Raw genomic sequence first — 17,553 nt, forward strand, 5'->3', positions numbered from 1 at the left:
GCATGAAGCGACTGGCTGGTCTTTCCGCCCTTGCCCTGATCATTTCCAGCACCAGCGGCTGCGGCTGGCTGTGGGGCGAAGAGGGTTATTTCCGCGACCGTGGCAGCGACTACCTGCAGGCACACCAGACTGCGCCCATGCAGCTGCCGCCGGACGCCGGTAACGTCAAGCGCATGGATCCGCTCCTGCCGATCCCGCGCAACGTGGCCGAGGACAACGCCACGGGCGAGTACGAAGTGCCGCGTCCGCAGCCACTGTCGGCAACCGCCGATATCAGCGATTTCAGCCTGCAGCGCAGTGGCGGCAGCCGCTGGATCCTGGCTCAGCGCGCGCCTGCTGAAGTATGGCCGGTAGCTCGCCAGTTCTTCGAGGACAATGGTTTCCGTATTGCCGAAGAGCGTCCGCAGACCGGCGAATTCAATACCACCTGGCAGCGCTTCGACGAACTGTCCGCCTCGCTGGGCCAGCGTCTGTCTACCACCGCCAGCAGCGCCGACAGCGAAGTGCGTGTACGCGTGCGCATGGAGCCTGGCGTGCAGCGCAACACCAGTGAAATCTACATCGTCAGCGTCGAGCGCCCGGCCGGCAGCACCGCCGAGGTGAACTTCCCGTCCAGCTCCAACAATACCGGTGCCGATGCCCTGCTGGTCGATGAAATGCTCGCGAGCATGAATCGTAGCGCCGAAAAGGGCGGTTCGGTATCGCTGCTGGCCGCGCGCGATTTCGACGCGCCCAGCCGTGTCAGCCTTACCGAGGACGGCAGCGGCAATCCTGTACTGTATCTGGGCGCCGATCTGGACCGCGCCTGGTCCAGCGTGGGCCGCGCCCTGGAGCAGGGCGAGTGGCGCGTCGAGGACATCAACCGCAGCGTCGGCCTGTACTACATCAACCTGTCCGAGAAGCCCGAGGACAAGCAGGACGAGCCGGGCTTCTTCAGCCGCCTGTTCGGCAGCGCGCCGAGCGAGGAAGAGCGTGAAGCCCGCGCCGAGCGCTATCAGGTTCGCCTGAGCAAGGTCGGCGAGAACGTGCAGGTCACGGTCGAGAAGGACATCAACACAGTGGCCCCCGCCGATATTTCCCGCCGCGTGCTGAGCGCCATCCAGGATCGTCTGGGTTAAGTGCGCTTCGCGGTATTAGGAAGCGGTAGCCAGGGAAATGGCACGCTGATCGCCAGTGGTGATACCTACATCCTGGTCGACTGCGGCTTTTCCCTGCGCGAGACCGAGCGACGCCTTGCGCTGCTCGGTGTGTCGCCCACTCAGCTGAGCGCCGTGCTGGTCACCCACGAGCATGCCGACCACGTGCATGGCGTCGGGTTGCTGGCGCGGCGCTACAATGTACCCGTCTATCTCAGCCAGGGGACCTTGCGCGGCATGCGCAAACCCGTGGAGGCGACCGGTTTTCTCGCCGCCAGGGGCAGCCTGCGTATCGGCGACCTGGAGGTCAGCGCGGCGCGGGTCGAGCACGATGCGCTCGAACCGCTGCAATACGTGATCAGCGATGGCCAACGGCGCTTCGGCATGCTCACCGACCTTGGTTGCTATGACACGCACCTGCTCGACAGTTATCAAGGCCTGGATGCGCTGGTGATCGAAGCCAACCATTGCCGCGATCTGCTGGCACGCGGGCATTACCCGTACTTTCTCAAGCAGCGGGTCGGCGGGGACCAAGGACATCTGAACAACCATCAGGCCGCGCGCCTGGTGTCCGAGTTGGGCTGGCAGAACCTGCAGCACCTGGTGCTGGCCCACCTCAGCAGCAAGAACAACCTGCCACATCTGGCCCGCCAGTGCTTCGTCGATACCTTGGGGTGCGACCCGGACTGGCTTCAGGTGGCGAATCAGGACCATGGGCTCGACTGGCGCGAAATCGCCTAGCCCACCTATACCAGCAAGCGGAGCCCATCATGGAAAAACGCGAAGAACTTTACCGCGGCAAGGCCAAATCGGTTTACAAGACCGACGACGCCGACCGCTTGATCCTGCTGTTCCGCAACGACACCTCGGCGTTCGACGGCAAGCGTATCGAGCAGCTGGACCGCAAAGGCATGGTGAACAACAAGTTCAACGCCTTCATCATGCAGAAACTCGAAGAAGCCGGCGTCCCGACCCAGTTCGACGCCCTGTTGGGCGACAACGAGTGCCTGGTCAAGAAGCTGGACATGATCCCGGTCGAGTGCGTGGTGCGCAACTATGCCGCCGGCAGCCTGGTCAAGCGCCTGGGCGTCGAGGAAGGCATCAAGCTCGAGCCTTCGACATTCGAGCTGTTCCTCAAGAACGACGAGAAGGGCGACCCCTTCATCAATGAATCCCACGTCGTCGCCTTCGGCTGGGGCACCGCCGACCAGCTCGCGACCATGAAGACCCTGTCGCTGAAGGTCAACGAAGTCCTGACCAAGCTGTTCGACGACGCGGGCCTGCTGCTGGTCGACTTCAAGCTCGAGTTCGGCGTCTTTCACGGCCAGATCGTCCTCGGCGACGAATTCAGCCCGGACGGCTGCCGCCTGTGGGACAAGGAAACCCGCAAGAAGATGGACAAGGACCGCTTCCGCCAGGGTCTGGGTGACGTGATCGAAGCTTACGAAGAAGTCGCCAAGCGCCTGGGCGTGGAGCTGTAAAGGCCCGCGTTCACGCAAGCGCCTGATACCACGCGAATTTTTTTCCGCCAGGGCTTTGCCTTTGAGGAAACTGCTGGTATCATGCGCGCCACTGGAGAGATGCCGGAGTGGCCGAACGGGACGGATTCGAAATCCGTTGTACTGGCGACAGTACCTAGGGTTCAAATCCCTATCTCTCCGCCATATATAGAAAAGCCCTTGGCTCGATGAGCCAGGGGCTTTTTCTTTTCGGTTCCGTACGTACGGCTGCGCTTGAACTTTCCTGTCAACAGATAACTGGTGTCCCAGAAGCGCATAACGCGTGGCTGAGCTACGACGGGCTTCCAGCGCTGTTACCAGGCAATTGACGCAGCGGACACGCTGCCAACGAAAGGCACCCGCAGTCGATGCAGCCATCAAGCTGATCTCTCAACAAGACCAGTGACGCAATACGGCTATCCAGCTCGCTCTGCCAATCGCTTGATAGCCGTGCCCAATCCGCTGCGCTGGGCGCGCGGTCCGACGGCAGCTCGCTCAATCGTTCCTGGATGACCTTGAGTGGAATGCCCACCCGCTGGGCAATCTTGATGATGGCGATGCGGCGCAGCACGTTCCTGGAGTAGCGTCGCTGATTGCCGGCGTTGCGCTGCGCCACGATCAGCCCCTTGCGCTCATAGAAATGCAGCGCGGAGACGCTTACCCCGGTTGCGCTCACGATCTCCGCCGGGCTCAACAATCGTCGTTCTGTACTCATGGGCATCCTTGACCTGAACCTAAGTTGAGGCAGGAGACTATCAGCTCCATCGTTCGGAGTAGACCCATGCCCCAGTCTCATCCTGCCCCTGCGTTTCAATTATCCAATCCACCGGGTTTGTACGATCCAAGCGTCAATGGTTATTCCCATGTCGCAGAGCTTGAACCGGGAGCTCGACTCCTGTTCATAGCGGGGCAGGGGGGTGAAGACACCGAGGGTCGGCTCTCCTCGGCGTTTGCAGCGCAGGCCAGGCAAGCACTTGCCAACCTGCGTACAGCGTTGCAATCGAAGGGAACGGACGTCCAGCATGTCGTCAAACTGACGCTGCTGATCGTGGATCATGACGAAGTTAAATTGCGAATCTGGGTCGACGAACTCGATCAGGCGTGGCGCGGGGCAATGAAGCCGGTCTGTACGCTGATTCCTGTCCCGCGGCTTGCGCTGGTTGGGATGCAGATCGAGATCGAGGCGGTCGCTGCAGTTTCACCGGTTGCCAGCCCCACTCCAGGAGACGCTCGGCCAGCAGAAGTTGATCGATGAGTACCTGACGCGATTGGGTGGTTGGCGATGAGCAGACGAAGGCGGCCCGTGAGCAGATCCTTCCACAGGAAAAGGCAAGGCACAGTGATTGCTCGAATATTTCCCCGAGTTCACCCAAGCATTCCCTGGCTTACGCAGGCCAGGTAGGCGCTGGCTTGCCGGGATGCCGGACCGCCTTCGATCGAGGCCGCAGGACTCGCCTGGCAATGCAAATGATCCAGCCCATGCGGTGGCTGTGGGAATGCTAGGTCTCCACTACCATGGCGGGGGACTCAAGGTGTTTATTGTCAGGCGAGTCCTGCGGCCTCGATCGCAGGCAAGCCAGCTCCTACTCCGGGCAGCGTAATCCAGAAATACCGGTGTTGTGTCAGCAAGGGCAGCAGGTGTGTAGAAGATCTGCTAGCGCACCGGCCCCGTCAACATCCCGTGCGTCACGTCTTCAACCAGCGCTTTGGCCATGCCACTCAGGTAGTGGGCTGCCCATACCAGCGTAGTGTCCTGCTCGGCCCCGCCTTGCGAAGTGATCCGGTAGACGCAGTTCAGCAGCATCGATGCCTGCTCCAGGGCGTATTCGGCATCATGCCCCGCGACGACCTTGAACAGGCGCTCGTCCACATATCCGCCCACCTCCTCGCCAAAGGTCCCGACGCCACAGGTCTTCAGCTGCTTCGTGTGTTTGCCAGGTACATCACTTCTCATGCCCAACCTCCCAGGCACGCGCTGGGCCTGGCGCCGACACCAACCAACAGAACACAGCGCATGCAGAGACCCTGCGGGCAGGGTATCCCGCCATGGATTCCAAGCAAGTCGTTCGCTCAGTGCAGTGATCGCACCTTGCCCAAGGCCAGTCCAATCAGATGGCGGACGCAGTGGATTTCATGCGTTGCGGCGCGGGTCAGCCGTTGGCTAGTGAGGCACGGATGATGCGGCGCCGTTTGCCGGATAACGGCCATGGTACAGTCCAAGTACGCGGAAGCTTGAGCGAGCAAGTCTTTAAGAGGCTGGGCGTATTCAGTATGAAGCGGAGGGTCGGGGACGATTTTCAACATAAGTAGCTCCTGTATCCATATGGAGCTGTCACCTCCCCGCTGTCAAACAGAAGGGTGGCAGCTGTACGCGGGTTGACAGACCGGTGGATACAGGAAACCGGCGCACGCGAACGTGCCCCACGCACATCTGCCATGAAAGCGGTGCGGCTGTATCCAGTGCGGTCTGTCAAAACCGATCGTTAGTGAGCAACGACGGGGCGAGGCTAGACGTGAAGGAATACCGCCGCAATGGCTTAACAGTCGAAGAATTATGTTTGGGAAATGGACTACAGGGAATAAGGAAAATCTGAAGGCTCTCCAGGAGGAAAAAGCCTCTTGGATGATCGATTACCGACCATGACGTTGACCATGTCGGTACAGTACTCATTCGAGGTGCACTCCAGGCTCCACGCTCATGCCGTCTCGCACGACAAACGACCCACCAAAGTGGGCCGAGAACATCAGAAGTAATATCCGATGTTGATATTGGTGCGGTAATACCACTCGTTGCTGCCCACCGACGAGGTATCGGTCCAACCAGTACCGTTCTCCGAGCCGCCGTAGGGGTTGGCGTTCTTCGCCCAGGTCAGGTCGATCCAGGCCATCACCGGCAGGGCGAACAACTGTACGCCGACGGTGTACATCTGCGAGTCGTCCCAGCCACTCTCGTCTTTCATCATCCGGCTGTAGTCGTTGTAGATCTTGATCTTCTTCAGCTGGCCCAGGCGGGGTGTGTCGATGTCATAGCCGATGTTCAGCGCTGCCACGGTAGCCTTGGAAGCGATCAGGTATGCCGGGGTGAGGCCGTTGCCGCCCATCAGCACCGAGTCCTCGCTGACACCATTGGGATTTTTCGGGTCGTACTCGTAGCGGATGGCTTCAGCGGTGGCTGTCCAAGGACCGTTATTGATCACGGTGTGTACGCCGCCGGCCCAATAGCTGCCGTTGTCGTCAGTCGTATCGTTGTACAGCTGCGAGGCTGCCAGCGAGACGCCCAGTTCGGTCTTCCAGCTGCCGCTGGCGAAGGTGCGGGCGACGCGGGCGTTGACCTGGTTGCGCTTCTCGTTGTCCTGGCGGGACTGGGTGAAGGCAATGGCGTTGTCCTTGACGTCGGCGTAGCGGGAGATCTCGCCGGAATAACGCGTGCTGTGGGGCGCCATGCGCGGGAAGTAGCCCAGTTGCAGGTCCCAGTCGGCGTCCTTGTAGCTGTACTTGGCGCCCAGGCCATCGCTTACCCCGTAGCCCATGAAGAACGGAATATGGTAGCTCCAGCCAAACTGCGGATAAGGTTCCAGGCCGAACGGCTTGAACGGCAGCCCCACCTGCAGATTGGATTGCGCAGTGAAGTTGTAGCCTACATAGCCGCGGTCGATGGAACGCTTGTTGAGATCGTAGAACCAATAGTTGATATCGAAGAAAGCCTTCTTGTAGGTGCCCTTGGCATCGAAGCGCAAAGTGTCGAACAACCAGCGAGTAGAGTTTTCACTGGTATCCCAGTGCTCATCGCGCCAGTTGGTACGCAACGCGCCACCCAGGTCGAAGCTGGCATCGCCATCGGCACTGCGCCAGGAGATATGCGGAAAGGGTTTATTCGCTGCAGGTTTCGGCGCGACCGGTGCTGCCACCGATTGCGTATTGGTGACATCGGGTCCTGGCTCGGCGGCACATAAGCCCACACTCAGCAATAACCCCACTCCCATGATGTACTTGTTCATTACGACCTCACCTGCAATTATCCGGCGGATGATCTGACTGGCAACAGGAGGGCCCTCATCTCTACGGATGAGTCTGCCTAGAAGTTGCACTAGAAGTTAAGTGTTGTTTCAGGGGTGGCACACCGTCTTACCGGTGGGCTCGAGAGGAATAGAGCAGAAAGCGTGCCATCTGCTTGATGGTGTGATGCTTTAATAAATTACATTGTTTTCAATGGATTACCTGTGGAACGCAATAATGTGTGCCACTGGCGAAACTTGTCTGTGCCGCGGTTACCCATGTGCACACTCAGGGCGCATGAGGGGTGCGAATCGAAACTTGTTGGGGCGCTGTAGGGTTCCGCGGATGAGAAAAGCACGAGGCGTCTGTTTATATAAGGCAAAAAAAAGCCGACAGAAAGTCGGCCAGTGTTTTCACAAACGCAAATAACTAAATATCGAGTACCAGACGTCGGCTCTTGCAACCGGATACACATACCATCATCGATTCATTGGCCGCACGTTCGGCTTTGCTCAATACACCGTCGCGGTGGTCGATATCGCCCTCCAGCACCTTGGTTTCACAGGAACCACAGACCCCTTCGCGGCAGCTGTAGTCGATATCGCATCCCGCTTCGAGCAGAACATCGAGCAGGTTCAGGCCTGGCTCGATGGAGAGCGTCTTGCCGGTCTTCTTGAGCTCGACGCTATAGCTGTCCTGGGCATCCTCGGACGGTGGCAGTTCGGCGGCGGCGAAACGCTCGATATGGGCATGGGGATAGCCAAGGCTTTCGCAGGTGCTTTCGAAGGCATCCAGCATGGGCGTCGGCCCGCAGCAGTAGAAGTGCGTATCGGCCGGTTGCCCCGCCAGATAACGGCGCAGATCGGGCGCGCTGTCCTTCTCGTCATTGAAGTGCAATACCACCTTGGCGTCGATGCCGCTGAGCTCCTCGACCAGCGCGGCCTCCTTGCGCGAGCGGGCACAGTAGATCAGCTCGGCGGACCTGCCCAGCGCCAGCAACTGGCGGAACATGCAGTAGATCGGCGTAATGCCGATTCCGCCGGCCACCAGCACGCTATGGGACGCGCGGGTATCGAGTTCGAAGTTGTTGCGCGGCCCAGAGATCTGCAAGGTCGTGCCGACCCGCAGTTGCCCGTGTATCCAGTGCGAACCGCCGCGACTGTTGCGATCACGCAGGATGCCGACCACGTAACGGCCCTGATCGGCCGGCGAGTTGAGCAACGAGTAGCTGCGCACCAGGCCGTTGGGCAGGTGCAGGTCGATGTGCGAGCCGGCCTCGAACGGTGCGAAAACGGTGTCGCCATACGGGCGCAGTTCGACACTCATGATGCCTTCGGCTTCATGGCGCAGGGTGTGGACCAGGGCGGTGAGGGTAGAGGAATTGGACATGGTTCAGCCCTTCTCGATAGGGGTTGCAGCTGGCGAAACGACCGTGCGCAGATCGATGTCGAGCCGCGCGCAGGCTTCGATTTCCACCACCAGTTCGGGAAACACCAGGCCGCTGACCTGCACCAGGGTCGAGGTCGGGTAGGTCGCGAAGCCGGCAAAGAAATCCCTGCGGGCGCGGCCCACCTCGTCCTTGTCGGCGATATCGGTGACGTAGACGGTCAGCCGGTACAGGTTGCCAACGTGGCCGCCGGCCGCCTCGACCAGTGTCTTCGCTTTGTCGAGGACGACCAGCGTCTGTTCGTAGGCTCCAAGCGGCGTGCCGGCTTCGACGGCCTGGCGCGTGGCGGGATGGGCGGTCATGCCGGACATCACCACGTCGTTGCCGATCAGCAGGGCATTGGACCAGGTGGCTGTGGCCAGCTCGCTCAAGCGGGTGGCCTGGACGCGCTGCACTGCCACGGTTGCCGTGGAAAAGTCGCTCATGAGACAGCCTTCGTCTCGATCAGCGCCATCTGCTCCTTGGCCTTGCTCTTGAGGTAACGACGGATGCGCACCACGCCGAGGTCATGCTGGTAAAGGTTTTCGCGCTGGTTGGCGTCGAACTCCATGTTTTCCAGCAGTACCCGATCCTGTTCCAACACCGCCCAGTGGCGGGCTTCCAGGCGGTTCTTGTAGAGGAATCGCCAGGTGTCACGCTGCCAGCCGGTCAACGGCCGGGCGCGCCAGTGGAATACCCCACACATTTGAGTGCTGCCGGGGGTATAGCTGCCGATGATGGTGAAGTTTCCGCCTGGCCCGCCGGTTTTCGGATACGGGATTTCCAGACGCAGCCAGTGGCAACCGTTGTCGAGGAATTCGGTCCAGTCGAAGTTCACGCCGCGCTGGCCTTCCTTCTCGAAGAAGAATCCCTGATCGGTGTCGCGGGTGACGAACTTGGCGGTGGCTTCACCCTCGCTCATGGAGTGCGACATCTTGTGCAGGTAGGTGCCATGCATCGGGTCCATGACGTTGTCGATGACGTAGCGGTAGTCACCCTTCCATTCGGTGTAACACAGGAAGTGACTCCATTCGGGCGACGTCAACTGCTCGGGCAGCACCAGTTCCGGTGGCTCGGCCAGGTGTGGGTCGGTGGCGTTGAAGACGAAGATCGCGCCGGCCACTTCGCGGGTATGGAACATGCGCGTCGGACGGCTGCCCTCGAGCTTGCATCCCGGGCTGCCGGGCACCTTGGTCACGGTACCGTCCTGGCGTACTTCGACACCGTGGTAAGGGCATTGCAGACGATCACCCAGCACCGGACCCTGGGACAGCGGGGCGCCGCGGTGCGGGCAGTGGTCTTCGAGGGCATGGGCGGTGCCGTCATTGTCGCGCCACAGGGCGATCTTGTAGCCCAGGCGGCGAATCGACACGGGCTTGTCGCCCAGCAGCGCCGAAGGCAGAAGCGGGAACCACAGGTCCTTCAGGCCTTTGACGAGAATGTTTTCAACAGGATCGACGGTCAGTTGCGGGTTCATTTCTTATCCTCCGAGGCTCAGGCGCCGAGCTTGGCCATCAGGGTGCTGTAAGTGTCGGCGGTCCATTCGCCTTCGTTGAGCGGGCAGGGCGGGCCGGCCAGGTTCAGGTGTTCGAGCAGGCTGGGCAGGTCGTACTTGCCGGCGCCGAAGGCGCGCTCGATGGAGTCGCCCAGCAGATCCTCGAACGGCGTGTTCGGGCGCGCGCGGGTCTGGTGAGTTTCGTTATAGGGTTCGCTCATCTCATTGGCCTCCGTTACGGACCCGTTCGCGGATCGTTTCGCGCACTGGGACAAAGTCATAGGTGGGGTAGCATTCAGTACGGAACACGCCCCAGGCGGAGCGCTCCAGTTCGACGTTGAGCCGGGGCAGCAGGGCCGGGGGCAGGCGCAGGGTGACGATCTGGCCCAGGCCCATGGCCACGGTCCAGGACACTACCTCCACGCCTTCGACGGGAAAACGTTCCCACCAGTCGACCTTCTTCATGTGGCTCTGGATATCGTCGAGGTTCTTCGATTGGTCATGCTTGAGCAGCACGGTCAACAGCATCGTGTCGGTCATGGCTTGGGTTTGTCCGTGAGAAACTTGCCCTGGGGCGCCTCAACGTGCTGCTGGCGGCGGGTGTTGCCGTCGATGCCACCGGCAATGGCCCATTCGGCGAACACGGTCGGTCCCGGTTCGAACGTCCGTGGTTGCCATTCGCCGGTCAACTGGTCTTCATCGGCGTAATACTCCACAAGCGCCCCGGCAGGGTTCTTGAAGTACCAGAAGAAGGCCGAAGACACCGGGTGGCGACCCGGGCCGATTTCCGTGGTCCAACCACTGCGGGCAATGTGCATGCCGCCACCGAACACTTCGTGCACGTCGCGTACGGTGAAGGCCACATGGTTGAGGCCGGCCCGTGGTGCGGGCAGTTGCAGCATGAACAGGTCGTGGTGGCCGCCTTCCTCGGCGGTGCGCAGGAAGGCGCCGCGGTTGGGATAGCGGTCCGAGGCCTGGAAACCGAAGCGTTCGTGGTAGAACGCCTCGCAGGCATTGACGTCGGTGACGAAGAACACCACGTGGCCAACCTCGATCGGCGTGGCGCGCTCGTATATCGGTGCCGGCTTGTTGATGCGGCCCTTGATCTGCCAGGTGTTGTGGCCGCTGCACTCGATGTCCAGGTCGCGTTTGCAGGTCACTTGCAGGCGAATCGCCAAGCCATTGGGATCGGTGCAGCCGATGCGCCCGTTACCTTCGACGAAGCCTGGGTCCTTGGCGATGCGCTGGCTGTACAGCGCCAGGTCAGCTTCGCTTTCCACGCCCCAGACCACTTCGCGAAGGGTCGAGCCGCTTTCGATGGCCGTCGGCAGGCCGGGCTTGTCGTGGGCGGCAAGCACCACACGGCAGCCGTTGAGGGTTTCGAAGATCACTTCGTCGCTGGCTTCACTGACCTTGTTCAGGCCCCAGTCGGCGAAGAAGCGCACGCAGGTGTCGAGGTCTTCGACGCCATAAGTGATTTCATCAATGCCTAGTACGCTCATGGCGCTACCTCACGATGCTCGCTGGCCCAGACCAGCGGCTGTTCATTCATGCCCCAGTAAAGGCTCTTCTGTTCCATGTATTGCAGGATGCCCAGGCGGCCTTTCTCGCGGCCCAAGCCACTGTCGCGCCAGCCACCGAAGGGCGTGGAAATGGAAAACTGCTTGTAGGTGTTGATCCACACTGTCCCGGCCTGGATCTTTCGACCTAGCGCCCAGGCGCGTTTGTAGTCGCGGCTCCAGATCCCGGCAGCGAGGGCGTACAGGCTGTCGTTGGCCTGGTCGATCAGATCGGCTTCGTCATCGAACGGCAGGGCCACCAGTACCGGGCCGAAGATCTCTTCCTGACAGACGCGCTGATCGTTGCTCACGCCTTCGAGAATGGTCGGCGGATAGAAGAAGCCTTTGTCGAAATCTCCCCCGCTCAGGCGCTGGCCCCCCAAGCGCAGGCGGCCACCTTCGGCCAGCCCCAAGGCCACGTAGCGCTCCACGGATTCGCGGTGGGCGGCGCTGATCAATGGGCCCATCTGCGTGGTTGCATCGGCCGGGTTGCCCACCTTGATTCGCCGCGCCGCCGCGCACAGGCGCTGCATGAAGGGTTCGTACAAGGCACGCGCGACAAACAGCCGCGAGCCGGCGATGCAGGCCTCGCCCGACGAGCTGAAGATGCCATAGAGCACGCCGGCCACCGCATGATCCAGATCGGCATCGTCGAGCACGATGGTCGGCGACTTGCCGCCCAGCTCCAGCGATACCGGCATCATCTTGTCGGCGGCGATATGGGCGATGTGCTTGCCGGTGCGCGTGCCGCCGGTGAACGACACGCGCTTGACCAGCGGATGTCGAGTCAGGGCATCGCCGAGCACCGAGCCTTTGCCCGGCAGTACGCTGATCAAGCCCTTGGGCAGGCCGGCCTCTTCACAGATGCGCGCCAGTTGCAGCGCCAGCAGAGGAGTTATTTCCGCGGGCTTGATCACCACCGCGTTGCCGGCGGCCAGTGCCGGCGCGACCTTTTGCGCCTCGCTGGCGATCGGCGAGTTCCATGGGGTGATGGCCGCGACCACGCCCATCGGCTCGTAGACGCTCATGGTGACGAAATCACCGCGTGACGGCGTAATGGTCTCTTCCAGGGTTTCGCAGGCGGCCGCGAAGAACTGGAAAGTAGCGGCGGCGCTGGCCACTAGGTTGCGGGTTTCGCCTATGGGCTTGCCGTTGTCCTGGCGCTGCAACTGGGCGAGCTCTTCGCCTTGTTCGCGGATCAGTTGAGCGATGCGATAGAGCACGGCGGCACGTTCGTGAGGCTTGCGCTGTGCCCAGCCGCTATGGAGAAATGCGTGATGGGCGCCTTGTACGGCCTCTTCGACGTCCTCCAGGCTGGCGGCATTGAGCCAGGCCACTGGCTCGCCGTTGGCGGGGTAGTAGCTGGCATAACGCTCGCCACGACCCAGGCGCCATTGACCGGCGATGCACAGGGGCAGAGTTTGTTCGGTGGTCATTGCATTCTCCTGAAGCGAGGCGCCTTAGATGGAAATCGCATGGGCGTGGTTGCCGAGGGCGCGCACCACGCTGTACACGGTCAGGGCCGAGGTCTTCGGGTTGGCCAGCAGCGGCTTGCCGCGCAGGCTCAGCTCGAAGCGACCGAATGCGCCGCGTGCTTCGAACTGATGAACGTTCTCGTCACTCAGCGGATCGGCGATCAACGTTACCTGGGTGCGATCCAGGCCCAACCCGGCCAGCGACAGCGTGGCGGCAACGTTGGCGTTCTTCGGGTAGAGCTGGGCGGCTTGACGGGCGCTGCCCTGGAAGATCACCGTGGCTTCGGTGATGGCGTCCAGGTCGCAGGCCAGTTCACCCGGGGTGTTCTTCCAGGCCTTGGCCGGCTTGCGGCCGGTGTAGCTGACCGCGTCGAGGCCGCCCACTTTCGCCGCTGACAGCGCATCGATACCGCCGATGGCACCTGGCAGCAGTTCGATTCGGGTGTTGCCCCGTTCCGCGGCGGCTTCCAGGCGCTCGACCAGGCCGACCTCCGACAGGGCCCCCACCGAGACGATCAGGCAGGCGATACCGCGCTCCAGGGCAGGCAACACATGCTCCTCGATGGCCCGGTGGCCGGCGCACTCGACCAGCAGGTCGGGGCGCGCGTCAGCCGGCAGAGCGGTCAGCACGCGTGGCGGCTGCTTGAAACTGGCCAGGCGCTGGCGCACCAGGTCTTCGGAGCCCGCCGAGGCAATGACGTAGTCGACGCACAGCTGCGGGTCCTTCTCCAGCAGTTCCAACACGCCGACGCCGATGGCGCCACAGCCGATCATGGTGATATGAAGCATGACGCGTTCCTCAGGCAGTGGCCTTCTGAGCCTTGGTCTCGCTGTTGGGCGGGCCGGCGAACTGGGTGGCGAAATTGCCGACGGCGAGCATGTCCACTTCCAGCAGGAACGGTCCCGGGGTGCTGAACGCGCGCTCCAGTACGCCGCCGAAATCCTTGAGGTCGCTGACCAGGCCGTGGCGAATACCCATGGATTCGGCCAGTTGGCTGTAGTCCGGCGTGTGCAGTTCGACGTAGGCGTGGCGGGCACCGTAGATGGCGTCCTGGATGTTGCGAATCACGCCGTAGCGCTGATCGTTCATCAGCAGGATCACCACGTTGACCTTCTCCTGCACCAGGGTCGCCAGCTCACCGAGGTTGAGGATGAATCCGCCGTCGCCCGCCAGCGCGAAGACCTTGCGTTGCGGGTCGTATTCGGCGGCTGCGACACCTGCACCGATACCCATGGCCAGGCCTTGGCCGATGCCGCCGCCCAGGGCGTGCACGCCGGCCTGGGGGTGATACAGATTGAGCAGGCGGTTGCCCCAGATGCTGTTGGACAGGGTGACGTCGCGTACCCAACTGAAGTTGTGTCCGGTCATGCCTTGCAACTGCTCGACCATGGCCGCGTAAGGTCCCAGGTCGGCGACCAGCGCCGCGCGGGATTGGGCCCGCACGTTCTTGAGTTCGAGCAAGAACTGCGGGTCTGCCTGCAGACGGCCTTCCAAGCGATCGGCGAGACCGTCCAGGGTCAGTGCCGAGTCACCGCACACGAACAGGTCGCTGGAATAGCTGCGGCCTTCGATGGCCGGATTGGCATCGATACGCAGGGTGTTGGCCGGCAGTTTCAGGGCGTACTTGAAGGTTTCGTTGCTGCGCAGGCGAGAGCCGGCGATCAGCAGTGCGTCGCAGCTCTGCATGAAGCTTTCGACCAGACGGTTCTGCGAGAACGCACCCAGGCAGCGCTCGTCGTCTTCGTTGACCACGCCACGGCCCTGGGTCGAGGTGATCACGCCCACGCCCATGTCCAGCAGGCGCTTGACCGCCTTGCCAGCGTGGCGTGCGCCGCCGCCCAGCCACAACAACGGGCGCTTGGCCTGGAGCATGCGCTCGGCCAGTTGGTCGAGGGCCTCGGGAGCGGGCACGGCAACAGGTACCGGCAACGGCGCGAGGTCGGTGGGCATGGTGATGAAAGTGGACTGGATGTCGATCGGAATCTCGACGCTGACTGGCCCGGTAGGTGCGGTCAACGCCGTCTGCACGGCAAGTTTCAGGGTGCTCAGAGCGGTCTCGACACTGCGCACGCGAAACGCTGCCTTGGACACGGCCTTGAGCATGGTCAGTTGGTCGCGCGCCTCATGGATGTAGGCGAACTCCTGATCCAGGTAGGGGGTTTCGATCTGCCCGGTGATGTGCAGCAGCGGCGTCCCCGCCGTCAAAGCTTCGACCATGGCCCCGGCAGCATTGCCCGCTGCGGTGCCGGTGGACGTCAGGCAGACACCCAGGCCGCCGCTGGTACGGGCATAGGCGTCGGCCATGTTGGTGGCGCCGGCTTCGCCGCGGGCCATGACGAAACGGATGTTGCCGCGCACCGCGAAGGCATCGAGGATCGGCATGTTGTGGATCGAGATCACGCCGAATGCGGCCTTCACGTCGCATTGTTCGAGAAAGGCGGTGATGGCAGCGCCTACAGTCACTTGGTTGTCATTACGCATGGCGGGACAGGCCTCCGGAAACGTCGATATGGCTGCCTGTGGTGTAGGCCGACAGGGGGGATGCCAGGAAAAGAATTGCCTGCGCCGCTTCGATCGGTAGGCCCAGGCGGGCTAGGGGAATCTGTTTGCGCGCGGCCAGCCGTGCGGTCCATTGCGCCCAGTCCAACTCGCGCTCTTCGCGGGCCTCGAAGCGCCGCCGCCATTGCCCGGACTCCACCAGGCCAATGAGGATGCCGTTGACGCGAATCTGTTTCGGCGCGAACTCGAACGCCATCGAACGCACCAGGTTCTTCAGCCCGGCGCGGGCTGCCGAAGTGGCGACCATGTGCGCTTCCGGCTGGCTCGCCAGCAGCGAATTGACGCAGACGATCGCGGCATTCGTACACTGTTCAAGCTGCGGCAGGAAGGCGCGCACGGGGTAGATCACCGAGAAGAACTTGAGGTTGAGCTCTTCGCTCCAAGCCTCGTCGGTGGTATCGGCAAAGGTCGACACGCGCCCTTGTCCGGCATTGTTGATCAGTACCTGGGCCGGGCCGAAGGCCTCCAGGCTGGCGGCGGCGAAGGCCTCGACCGAGGCGGCGTCGAGCACATCGCACGGTTGCGCTAGCAGGCGAGCCTCGGGAAAGCGCTCGCGCAGGTGGCGTTCAGCGCCGCGCAGACGGTGTTCGCTGCGGCCACAGAACGCCACGGCGGCGCCCGCTTCGAGCAGCAGTTCGACGCAAGCCAGGCCTATGCCCGACGAGCCGCCGGTGACGATGGCAGTGCTGCCCTGGAGTGGATAAAGGCTCATTTCAGTCTCTCATCAGCGCGGTGACGCGGCTGCCATGGCTGGGGGTGTAGTCGAGCAAGCGCGAGAGCTCGTCGGCGCTACGGCGCACCTGGCCGAGCAGCTCTTCGAAATTGACGTGGCCGATCTGCGAAGTCGGGATGGTCACGCCCAACGCCGCGACTATCCGTCCGGAGTGATCGCGCACGGGTGCGGCGACGGTGGAGATCGCCGACTCGAAGAAGCCTTCGCCACTGACGAAGCCGCGCACGCGGTCGTGCTGCACCAGGTCGAACAGCTCCAGCACGGTCTTGGGCGTGCAGTGCGAGTGCTGCTCCAGATGCTCTTCGGGGTACAACTCGCGCAGTTCGGCCAGCGACAGGTCTTCCAGCAGGATGCGCCCCAGCACGGTGGCATGGGCAGGCAGGCGGGTACCGACGTTGACAGCGCTGGAGAACACCGAAGGCGGCGACACCTTGGCCACGTAGACGATCGAGCGACCGTCGCGCACCACCAGGTTGCTCGGGTAGTTGAGCTTGTCGCACAGGCGGGCCAGCAACGGCTGGCCCAGCTCGGTCAGCTCCAGTGAAGCCAGGTACTCGAAGCCCAGGCGCAGCACCGACATGCCCAGGCGATATTCATTGCCCTTGCGGGTCACGAAGCCCATGGTCTCCAGGGTGGTCAGCAGGCGAAAGATGGTCGAGCGGGGCAGCTCCAGGCGCCTGGCCAGTTCCGGGGCCGTGAGGGTGCGGTTCTGGCGAGTGAACTCGCATAGCAGCAACAGGCCGCGCTCCAGCCCGGGAACGATGTACTTGTCCTGCGAATCCTTCAGATCGGAGTCAGTCATTGAGCACTACCTGTCAGTGATTCCTTGAGGGCGAAAGCCAGGCGGCCCGCCACCAGATGAGGTTGTTCGATGGGGCTGGCATGCCCGGCATCGGGGATCAGGGCGAACGACGCACCCAGCGCCCTGGCCAGGGCCAGGCAGGCTTCGGGAGTGGTGATCCCATCGGCTTCGCCGCAATGCACTTCGCAGGGCACCGGCGGCGGTGCATGGCGTAGTAGGTCGTCGCCGCACAGCAGCTCGATGGCCTGGCGATAACCGTGGGTGTCGAGACGCGACATGTTCCAGCGCACCCACTCCAGCGCCTTGGCGCTAGGGTGCGCCGAGAGCATGGCGGCGCTGCGCTGGTCGGCCATGCGAGCGATGCCCAGTTGATCCAGCGCGGCCAGGCGCTTGCCGCGCACTTGCTGGCACTGGATCGCGCGGGCCGGGTTGCCATAGCCCTGCGCCGGGCTGATCAGCACCAGGCGGCGCAGACGCTGCGGATGCAGGCGGGCAAAGGCGGCGGCAGTGATGGCTCCCAGCGAGTGGCCGACCAGTACACAGTCATGAATGTCGAGTGCGTCGAGGGTCTTGAGCAGACGCTCGGCATAATCCTCGGCCTGAGGGGCCAGCGGCCGCAGCGGTGTGGAATCGCCGTAGCCGGGGGCGTCCCAGGCCACCACGCGTGCGTGCCGGCCCAATTGCAATGCCACTTCCAGCCACGATCCAGCCCCCGAGCCGATACCGTGCAGGAGCACGATGGCCGGGCCGCTGCCGATCTCGCGAACGGCCTGACGACTGTCGTTGAGCATCAGGGTGCGCTGGGCGAAGCGCTGGGCAAGCAGCGCCTCGAGTTCAGCGATCGGGCTGGGCGATTGGGTGGCTGGCAACAT

The 17,553-nt window shown here is 62.6% G+C and carries 19 protein-coding genes and 1 tRNA gene; 5 read left to right on the forward strand and 15 right to left on the reverse strand.

Annotated elements, in window-relative coordinates:
- Nucleotides 1-2 precede the first annotated feature (2 nt).
- The 4 genes from bamC to G7009_RS06505 all read left to right on the forward strand — a co-directional run bounded on the left by bamC (nucleotide 3) and on the right by G7009_RS06505 (nucleotide 2,800).
- The gene (gene bamC, locus G7009_RS06490) at nucleotides 3-1,118 is read left to right on the forward strand and encodes an outer membrane protein assembly factor BamC (RefSeq protein ID WP_181129086.1); all 1,116 of its coding nucleotides are present in this window, start codon (nucleotides 3-5) and stop codon (nucleotides 1,116-1,118) included.
- Nucleotides 1,119-1,877: an MBL fold metallo-hydrolase gene (locus G7009_RS06495; protein ID WP_181129087.1), complete on the forward strand. Its 759-nt coding sequence runs from the start codon at nucleotides 1,119-1,121 to the stop codon at nucleotides 1,875-1,877.
- A gap of 29 nt (nucleotides 1,878-1,906) precedes the next feature.
- Nucleotides 1,907-2,617 (forward strand): phosphoribosylaminoimidazolesuccinocarboxamide synthase, encoded by a 711-nt coding sequence (purC, locus tag G7009_RS06500; RefSeq protein WP_181129088.1) that lies wholly within the window; start codon nucleotides 1,907-1,909, stop codon nucleotides 2,615-2,617.
- A gap of 93 nt (nucleotides 2,618-2,710) precedes the next feature.
- Nucleotides 2,711-2,800, forward strand: a tRNA-Ser gene (locus G7009_RS06505).
- 127 nt (nucleotides 2,801-2,927) lie between these two features.
- Here the strand turns inward: G7009_RS06505 and soxR are convergent.
- Nucleotides 2,928-3,356 carry a redox-sensitive transcriptional activator SoxR gene (soxR, locus tag G7009_RS06510; RefSeq protein WP_181129089.1) on the reverse strand — a complete coding sequence of 143 codons (429 nt, stop codon included), beginning with the start codon at nucleotides 3,354-3,356 and terminating at the stop codon, nucleotides 2,928-2,930.
- A 60-nt stretch (nucleotides 3,357-3,416) separates the two neighbouring features.
- Between soxR and G7009_RS06515 the strand changes: the two genes are divergently transcribed.
- On the forward strand, nucleotides 3,417-3,890 hold the full coding sequence (locus G7009_RS06515; protein WP_181129090.1) for a RidA family protein: 474 nt from the start codon (nucleotides 3,417-3,419) through the stop codon (nucleotides 3,888-3,890).
- 399 nt (nucleotides 3,891-4,289) lie between these two features.
- Here G7009_RS06515 and G7009_RS06520 read toward each other — a convergent pair whose 3' ends face one another.
- From G7009_RS06520 to G7009_RS06585, 14 genes are all read right to left on the reverse strand, one after another.
- A complete protein-coding gene (locus tag G7009_RS06520) occupies nucleotides 4,290-4,589 on the reverse strand; it encodes a DUF3077 domain-containing protein (protein ID WP_181129091.1) in 300 nt (99 codons plus the stop codon).
- A 790-nt stretch (nucleotides 4,590-5,379) separates the two neighbouring features.
- A complete protein-coding gene (locus tag G7009_RS06525) occupies nucleotides 5,380-6,633 on the reverse strand; it encodes a hypothetical protein (RefSeq protein WP_181129092.1) in 1,254 nt (417 codons plus the stop codon).
- 427 nt (nucleotides 6,634-7,060) lie between these two features.
- Nucleotides 7,061-8,020, reverse strand: a complete 960-nt coding sequence (locus G7009_RS06530; protein WP_181129093.1) for a PDR/VanB family oxidoreductase — start codon at nucleotides 8,018-8,020, stop codon at nucleotides 7,061-7,063.
- A gap of 3 nt (nucleotides 8,021-8,023) precedes the next feature.
- Nucleotides 8,024-8,503, reverse strand: coding sequence for a Rid family hydrolase (locus G7009_RS06535; protein WP_181129094.1), 480 nt, complete (start codon nucleotides 8,501-8,503; stop codon nucleotides 8,024-8,026).
- Complete coding sequence (locus G7009_RS06540) at nucleotides 8,500-9,534, reverse strand: aromatic ring-hydroxylating oxygenase subunit alpha (RefSeq protein ID WP_181129095.1); 1,035 nt, start codon at nucleotides 9,532-9,534, stop codon at nucleotides 8,500-8,502. Before G7009_RS06540 ends, G7009_RS06535 begins: the two co-directional genes overlap by 4 nt.
- A gap of 17 nt (nucleotides 9,535-9,551) precedes the next feature.
- Nucleotides 9,552-9,773 (reverse strand): recombinase-like helix-turn-helix domain-containing protein, encoded by a 222-nt coding sequence (locus G7009_RS06545; RefSeq protein ID WP_181129096.1) that lies wholly within the window; start codon nucleotides 9,771-9,773, stop codon nucleotides 9,552-9,554.
- A gap of 1 nt (nucleotide 9,774) precedes the next feature.
- On the reverse strand, nucleotides 9,775-10,092 hold the full coding sequence (locus G7009_RS06550; protein ID WP_181129097.1) for a hypothetical protein: 318 nt from the start codon (nucleotides 10,090-10,092) through the stop codon (nucleotides 9,775-9,777).
- On the reverse strand, nucleotides 10,089-11,054 hold the full coding sequence (locus G7009_RS06555; RefSeq protein ID WP_181129098.1) for a VOC family protein: 966 nt from the start codon (nucleotides 11,052-11,054) through the stop codon (nucleotides 10,089-10,091). The genes G7009_RS06550 and G7009_RS06555 overlap by 4 nt, the downstream gene beginning before the upstream one ends.
- Nucleotides 11,051-12,547 carry an aldehyde dehydrogenase gene (locus tag G7009_RS06560; RefSeq protein WP_181129099.1) on the reverse strand — a complete coding sequence of 499 codons (1,497 nt, stop codon included), beginning with the start codon at nucleotides 12,545-12,547 and terminating at the stop codon, nucleotides 11,051-11,053. The genes G7009_RS06555 and G7009_RS06560 overlap by 4 nt, the downstream gene beginning before the upstream one ends.
- 24 nt (nucleotides 12,548-12,571) lie before the next feature.
- Nucleotides 12,572-13,375 carry an aspartate dehydrogenase gene (locus G7009_RS06565; RefSeq protein WP_181129100.1) on the reverse strand — a complete coding sequence of 268 codons (804 nt, stop codon included), beginning with the start codon at nucleotides 13,373-13,375 and terminating at the stop codon, nucleotides 12,572-12,574.
- A 10-nt stretch (nucleotides 13,376-13,385) separates the two neighbouring features.
- Nucleotides 13,386-15,068 (reverse strand): thiamine pyrophosphate-binding protein, encoded by a 1,683-nt coding sequence (locus G7009_RS06570; RefSeq protein WP_181129101.1) that lies wholly within the window; start codon nucleotides 15,066-15,068, stop codon nucleotides 13,386-13,388.
- Nucleotides 15,061-15,858: an SDR family oxidoreductase gene (locus tag G7009_RS06575; protein ID WP_181129102.1), complete on the reverse strand. Its 798-nt coding sequence runs from the start codon at nucleotides 15,856-15,858 to the stop codon at nucleotides 15,061-15,063. The genes G7009_RS06570 and G7009_RS06575 overlap by 8 nt, the downstream gene beginning before the upstream one ends.
- Before the next feature lies 1 nt (nucleotide 15,859).
- Nucleotides 15,860-16,681, reverse strand: a complete 822-nt coding sequence (locus tag G7009_RS06580; RefSeq protein ID WP_181129103.1) for an IclR family transcriptional regulator — start codon at nucleotides 16,679-16,681, stop codon at nucleotides 15,860-15,862.
- Complete coding sequence (locus G7009_RS06585) at nucleotides 16,678-17,553, reverse strand: alpha/beta fold hydrolase (protein WP_181129104.1); 876 nt, start codon at nucleotides 17,551-17,553, stop codon at nucleotides 16,678-16,680. The genes G7009_RS06580 and G7009_RS06585 overlap by 4 nt, the downstream gene beginning before the upstream one ends.

This window comes from Pseudomonas capeferrum (genome assembly GCF_013523055.1).
Lineage (GTDB): Bacteria > Pseudomonadota > Gammaproteobacteria > Pseudomonadales > Pseudomonadaceae > Aquipseudomonas > Aquipseudomonas capeferrum_A.